This is a genomic window from Enorma sp. (genome assembly GCF_982429025.1).
Window position 1 is genome coordinate 1 of sequence record NZ_CEWCAA010000078.1, and the last position, 6,554, is coordinate 6,554.

Consider the following 6,554-nt stretch of genomic DNA (forward strand, 5'->3'; position numbering starts at 1 on the left):
CGGTGGGCAGCGTGACCATCGCGTCGAGGGTGGTGGGGATCAGGGTGCATGGAACGCCCCCGCACCAAAGCTGCGCGGCGAGAAGCGCCGAAGAGCAAAGCTTCGCATCGCCGAGAGCGAGCATGAGGTCGTCGGCGGTAAGAGCGGCACGAGCACATCCAGCGAGCACCTCGGTAGCGCTCGAGAGCGTGGCAGGATCCGTCTCGCGCGGGAACACGCATTCCTCCGTCGAGAAACCGGCGTCGATAAGCGCCCTGCGCACCGCATCGCCGTAAGCCGCATATGCATCGTCGGTTGAAACGAGCAGGGCGCGCTTAGGCATGCCGACCGCTCCCGACACGATGCGAGGAAGCTCCTCGAGCGCACCGGATCCCGAACGGACATCGATGCTCTTCTGACTGATGTTGAGCAGTTGACGCTTGATCGTCACAGCAAACCACGCTCCAAAAGCATATCGGCACAGATATAGGACACGTCTTCGAATGAGCGGCCGCGAATATCCACCGTCAAATCCGCCGCCGAACGGTATAGCGGGCGACGGTGCCGGTAGAGGCGCTGCGCGTGCTCGCGCGAACGGAAATCGGGACGACTCGCAAGCGAGCGAATCTGCCGAAGCGAATCATCGAATTCACCGTCTAGGTATACGCACACGCCCATCTCGTGCATAAGCTCGATGTTGCGCGGTGTTTCCACGATACCGCCCCCGCACGAGACCAAGAGGCTGCGCTCGCTCGCAAGCGACTCAAGCACCTTGGTTTCAAGCTCTCGAAACGAAGCTTCGCCCTCGTTGCGGAATAGGTACGAGATCGAATGCCCCGCCCTGCGCTCAACGAGACGATCGGTATCGAGATAGCGGCGCTTGAACATGCGACCGAGGTTCCTTGCGAGCGTTGACTTGCCCGCACCCAGAAAACCAATGAAGAAGATATGGTCGCACCCGTGCTTCGAAGCAAGGACGCGACCGCCTTCGGATCCTCCCATGCGCCGTTACTCCTCGCACGTAAGGTTGCGAAGCGCGCGCCGCTCGAAGATGCGGAAGATCTGCGTATACCAGAGGTCGGCTGTTGCCTGCGGCTTCACGAGAATCGTATCGATGCCGGCAAGGTTGCCTGCCCACACATCCGTATAGAGCTGGTCTCCCACCATGACGGCCTCATCCTTCGAGACGCCGGTTCGTTTGAGCCCGGCATTGAGCGCGAAGGGAGCGGGCTTCATGGCATGGCTTATAGCCTCGAGACCGAGCTCGCCCGCCGAGCGCATGACTTGGTCTCGATGCCAGTTATTCGAAACCATGCAGAGCCTAAAGCCCAAGGCCTTCGCTCGATCGAGCCACGCGGCTACCTCGTCTGGTGCGGTCGCGCGATCGCGCGGCACGAGCGTGTTATCACGGTCGAGCAAGATAGCGCGCTTGCCCTGAGCGAAAAGCTCTTCAAGGTCGATACGGTCGACAGATGCTACATAACGCGTGGGTGAAAAGAGGCTCATGATTGGGAATCCCGATACTCCTGCACGTTCGCTTGGAACTCGTCGTAGGTTTCACTGAACTTGTGCGAACCATCGCCCGCACTCGAAAGCACATAATACAGGTAATTGGTGTCATCGGGGTTGAGAGCGGCCTGAATGGACGAAACGCTCGGAGAGCAAATGGGCCCAGGCGTGAGGCCGGTGTTCTGGTAGACGTTGTACGGCGAATCAATCTCGAGGTCATCATAGGTTACCGTGCCGGACCCGCCGCCGCGCGCATAGACAATCGCGGCATCGATCTGGAGCGGCATGCCCTCGTCGAGGCGGTTATAAATGACGCTCGCAATGGTCGAGCGCTCGCTTTCCACCGAGCTCTCGCGCTCGATGAGCGAAGCCATAGTCACGATCTGCTGCGCCGTGAGCCCATTGGCACCATCGGTCAGGTTGAGGCCTGCGGTCTCCGTCTCGAATTGATCGAGCATCGCGCGAATAACCTCGTCTGCCGTGGGATCATCCTGGAACGAATAGGTCTTGGGATAGAGATAGCCCTCGAGCGAATCGTTGTAAGCGCCTTCGAGGAAGGGATAATCCGAAACATAGTTCGAGGCCTTCGCCTGAGCGAGGAAGTCGTCGGCAGAGATGCCATACGTCTCCTGCACGCGCTCGGCGGTCTGTTGGACCGTAAGGCCCTCGGGAATCGTCAACGTCACGCCCTCGACGTTCGGGCCATCGATAAGCTGCTGCACCACTTCTTCTGGGTCTTGCAGCGTGGTAAAGAGGTAGTCACCGGGCTTTAGCAGAGCATCGGCCTGCATGCTGCTGACCGTGGCGTAATACTCCTTGGGATCCTCGATGATATGGTTCTGCGAAAGAATGGAGGCGATCTGGTCGCCAGAAGCGCCCTGGGGAATGTTGATCTGGACCTCGATGCCAGCCTCGACCGCCGGTTTGTTCGAACCGGAAATGAGCCGGCCAACAGCCGGAACGACGAACAGGACGATCGCCGCAATAAGCGCTACGGCCACGGCGCAGACGATGATGATGGGAACGATGGGCTTACGGCGAGCTTGGGTGATCGAGCGGCGGTGGTAAGCCGGTTGGACGCCATGACGGCCCTGCGGGCGCCCATGCGCCGGGGCGGGCATGCGCCTCGCAGGTGCGCCTACGGTACGCGAAGGAGCTGCCTGAGGAGCGGTCCTGAACCTCGTACCCTGCGGACGACCCTGCCCTGCAGCGGAAGCATTGCGGGCATGTGCCCGGCGAGCGGAGCGATGCGCCCCATCATCCCTAAGTTCTGCCACGGCATCGTCCTCCGGAATCATATCGAGGGGTAAAACTGTCGATCCCCGATAGTGTACCGCAGGAGCGCCCAAACCTTAAAGTTTTCATCGAACCTTGAAGGTTTGGCACCTATTGTTTAACCGCGATGAATCAGATGCAGAATGCCGCGCTTTATGACGCCGAAGAACGTGGGAGAACGAAGCAGGCGGTCGGCAGGGATGTATTCGCGGATCGCGCGAAGGGTCTGCTTATTTCTCCTCGTGGAGAACGAAAAGGTACCGTTTTGCTTGGTGAAGATAGCGAATCGCGGAATGAGCCGGCCGCCGAACATAACCGACGCCGCGATATGGTCGACCTCGGTCCAGGGAATCTGAATGTAATCCTCTGGGTTTCGCTCGTTGTAGAACTCGAAGGCGCGATCCCCAATCATGACGTCGCCGTATTTAGACAGCCCCATGAACATGGTGCCCCGCGTCGTGAGGTCCAGTTTCGTGTTCAGAGACTGCGCCATAGCGTCACCTTCCTCGTAAGTAATGCCCGTACAGAGCGCGGGGCCGCGCTACCGGCTCGAAAACCGAGCACAGTCCGCGACCCCGCACACAAAGCGCCATTACCGGCGCAAAACTGCTTTAGAGCAGGCCGATATAATGACCAACGATACCGACAATGAACATGCCGATGATGATGGCGATCGGGGAAACCTTCTTCTTAAGCAGCCAGCAGCACAGAAGCGTCACGCCCACGGCGGCGAGGCCGGGGATGAGCGAATCGAGATTCGCCTGAAGGGTCGTGACCTTATCGACCTCGAGGCCCGTGGCGCCGAGCGACGAGTACTGGGAAAGTGCGCTATGAATAGCGTCTGCCACACCCTGGCCACCATTGCTCGCGGTATCAGCAATGGCATTCCAGTCAATGTAGGCACCCTCAGACTGCGTGACCGTGGAAACGGTCGGAGCAAACGAGATGGAGACCCAGCGCTCAACGAGCGAGCCGATCACGAACATACCGAGAATCGAGGCGCCCTCGGTGATCTTGCCCATGAGGCCGCCGGAAAGGTCCTTCGTGATGGAGGTGCCCAGCTGGTAGCCGAACTCCTGCGTGTACCACTCGAACGCAAGACGAATCACGTTCCAGGCAACGAAGAAGAGGAGCGGGCCCATGATGTTGCCGCTCATAGCGAGCGAGGCGCCCAGGGCACCGAGAATCGGGCGAAGGGTGAACCAGAAGACGGGATCGCCAACACCGGCGAGCGGGCCCATCATACCGACCTTCACGCCCTGGATGGCGGCGTCCTCGACGGGGGTGCCGTTGGCACGGTCCTCCTCAAGAGCGAGGGTTACGCCGATAACGGGCGAAGAAACGTACGGATGGGTGTTGTAGAACTCCATGTGACGCTTGAGCGCCGCAATCTGGTCATCCTTGTTGGGGTAGAGCTTCTTGATGGCCGGAACCATCGAGAAGCACCAGCCGCCGTTCTGCATACGCTCGTAGTTCCAGGAGCCCTGCAGGTACTGATGACGGAACCAAACCTTGAGACGATCGCTCTTGGAAAGGGTGATCTTGTTCTCTGCCATAGTCTCTCTCCTCCCTTCCTACTCGTAGTCGTCCAGGATGTCGCCGAGCGGGTCGCCCGAGCCGCCACCCATGCCGCCGCCCTGCTTGGCAAGCTCCTTGAGGCCCAGATAAATGAGGGCAAGGGAGATGCCGATGACACCGAGGGCGATAAGGGTGAGCTCGGAGATGGCAGCAAGGCAGAAGCCGAGCGCGAAGAACGGCCAGACTTCCTTGGTCGCCATCATGTTGATGACCATGGCGTAACCAACGGCAGCAACCATGCCGCCGCCGATGGACATGCCATCGGAGAGCCAGGCGGGCATCATGTTCAGGGCGCCCATGACAGCGTCGGACGGGATGAAGCAGAGGGCAGCTGCCGGAATGGCGATACGGATGCCCTGCATGCAGATCGCGACGATCGACCAGAAGTCGATGGCGGCGAAGTTACCCTTGGCAGCAGCGCCGTCCATGATGTGGACCACCGGAATGGCGAGCGTACGCACAATCATGGTAAGGAAGAGGCCAGCCACGGACAGCGGCACGGCCACGGCGATGGCCGTGGAGATAGCGGTGCTCTGGTCGGCGCCGTTACCAACGGCGATGACCATGAGAATTGCCGATGCGACCGACGCGAGTGCGGCGTCGGGGGCGACGGCAGCACCAACGTTAGCCCAGCCAAGGGCCATCATCTGGAGCGTACCGCCCAGGATGATGCCAGCCTCAAGCTGACCGCTCACCAAGCCGATGAGCGTGCATGCGACCAGCGGCTGGTGGAACTGCCACTGGTCCAGAACGCCTTCCATGCCGGCAAGGAAGGCAACGATGACAATCAGGATGATTGTGAATGCCGACATGTTTCCCTCCTTCTTACGCTTGCGCGGCCAGCTCGGACTTGGCCTTCTTCATCATGGAGTCGAAGTTCTCCGGGGAGTCCGCGGGAACCTTGCGCACGTCGAACTCGACGCCCTTGGCCGCGAGGGTCTCGAGGCACTCCACATCGGCCTGATCCATAGCGATCGCGTTGGTGACGACGACCTTGCCCACAGAGTGAGCCATGGAACCGAGGTTCACCTTCTTGATGTCCACGCCACCCTCGATGCACTTGAGCAGATCCTGCGGCGTCTCGAAGAGGAGCATCGCCTTGGTCGCACCGAAACGGGGGTCCTTGGCGACGTCGATCATCTTCTGGATGGGGACGACGTGAGCCTTGACTCCCGGAGGGGCCGCCTGCTGGATCATGGTCTTGCGCAGCTCGTCATGAGAGACGGCGTCGGAAACCACGATGATGCGGTCGGGACCGGTCTGCTTGGTCCAAGTGGTTGCCACCTGGCCGTGAAGCAGGCGGGTGTCCACGCGGCAGAGCACGAACTTGATGTGGCCATCGCCCAGAACCGTTCCCTCGGGGATGGAGCCCGTCGGGTGGGCCGGAGCAGCCTCAACGGCCTTCGGGGCCTCGGGCTCGAGGCTCTCGGGCTTCACGCGCACGCCATCACGGGACTCCTGGATAAGCCCGGTCGCAATCTCGTGTGCCGTGGCCTCGGGGTTCATGCGCAGCGTGTACGCGGTGATGACCATGGGGAGGTTCATACCCGTGACGGCAGCCCACGTGGGATGCCCGTCGAGCAAACCGTTGATCTGGTTGAACGGCGTGCCGCCCCACAGGTCGACGAGGAAGAGCACCTGCTCCTGATCGGAAAGCGTTGCCACCTCCTTCTCGATCTCCGCCCTAAGGTCATCCGGACCCATGCTAGGTTGCAAGCTGACGGAAACCACGTCCGGCTGGTCGCCGAAGACCATGGACGCCGTCTGCTTGATGCCCTGCGCGAGGTCGCCATGACTTGCGAGGACAATTCCTACCATACCTACCTCCTTACTATTGAGAGGTTACCTACGTGTGTGCACTGACCTTCTTGCGCACACAGTGGCAATTATAGACAAAATGTGATGGGATGGTAGAGGAACCGTGATGAAATCTTGCATTAAGGTATACGCATTGCGAATACCTCGAGGTAGAAGCACGCTTTAATTTGCTGAGAATGCGAGCGGAACGCACGGGCAACGCATGGATGTCACGCCCGTGCCGCAAGGCGCTCTTGGGCGCATTCCGGACGGCCCGGGCCTCTCAGACGACATTTGAACGCTGCCACTGTCTTCGGGCGACATTCGGACAACCGCGGGCTTCTCGGGCGACTTTTGGACACTCAGGGGGCTCGGACATTTCTTTGGACGGGCCTAGGCGGCCAGCCCGAGCCGCT

General features: G+C 60.4%; 7 protein-coding genes and 1 pseudogene. All 8 read right to left on the minus strand.

Annotation, left to right across the window (positions count from 1 at the left end; all coding sequences use genetic code 11):
• Window positions 1–430: pseudogene (locus AC1VS5_RS09350) on the minus strand (hypothetical protein); the annotation flags it as partial.
• Window positions 427–981, minus strand: a complete 555-nt coding sequence (locus AC1VS5_RS09355; RefSeq protein ID WP_481218453.1) for a shikimate kinase — start codon at window positions 979–981, stop codon at window positions 427–429. The gene AC1VS5_RS09355 and the pseudogene AC1VS5_RS09350, both read right to left, overlap by 4 nt.
• Window positions 982–987: 6 nt before the next feature.
• Window positions 988–1,485, minus strand: a complete 498-nt coding sequence (locus tag AC1VS5_RS09360; RefSeq protein ID WP_019128396.1) for a YqeG family HAD IIIA-type phosphatase — start codon at window positions 1,483–1,485, stop codon at window positions 988–990.
• On the minus strand, window positions 1,482–2,765 hold the full coding sequence (gene mltG / locus AC1VS5_RS09365; protein WP_481218454.1) for an endolytic transglycosylase MltG: 1,284 nt from the start codon (window positions 2,763–2,765) through the stop codon (window positions 1,482–1,484). Before mltG ends, AC1VS5_RS09360 begins: the two co-directional genes overlap by 4 nt.
• 116 nt (window positions 2,766–2,881) lie before the next feature.
• Entirely contained in the window at window positions 2,882–3,256 is a 375-nt protein-coding gene (locus tag AC1VS5_RS09370; RefSeq protein WP_087185547.1) for a DUF956 family protein, read from the minus strand.
• A 118-nt stretch (window positions 3,257–3,374) separates the two neighbouring features.
• On the minus strand, window positions 3,375–4,319 hold the full coding sequence (locus tag AC1VS5_RS09375) for a PTS system mannose/fructose/sorbose family transporter subunit IID (RefSeq protein ID WP_368284954.1): 945 nt from the start codon (window positions 4,317–4,319) through the stop codon (window positions 3,375–3,377).
• A gap of 18 nt (window positions 4,320–4,337) precedes the next feature.
• Window positions 4,338–5,153, minus strand: a complete 816-nt coding sequence (locus AC1VS5_RS09380) for a PTS mannose/fructose/sorbose transporter subunit IIC (RefSeq protein ID WP_087185546.1) — start codon at window positions 5,151–5,153, stop codon at window positions 4,338–4,340.
• 13 nt (window positions 5,154–5,166) lie between these two features.
• On the minus strand, window positions 5,167–6,159 hold the full coding sequence (locus AC1VS5_RS09385) for a PTS sugar transporter subunit IIB (protein WP_019128401.1): 993 nt from the start codon (window positions 6,157–6,159) through the stop codon (window positions 5,167–5,169).
• Window positions 6,160–6,554: the final 395 nt, after the last annotated feature.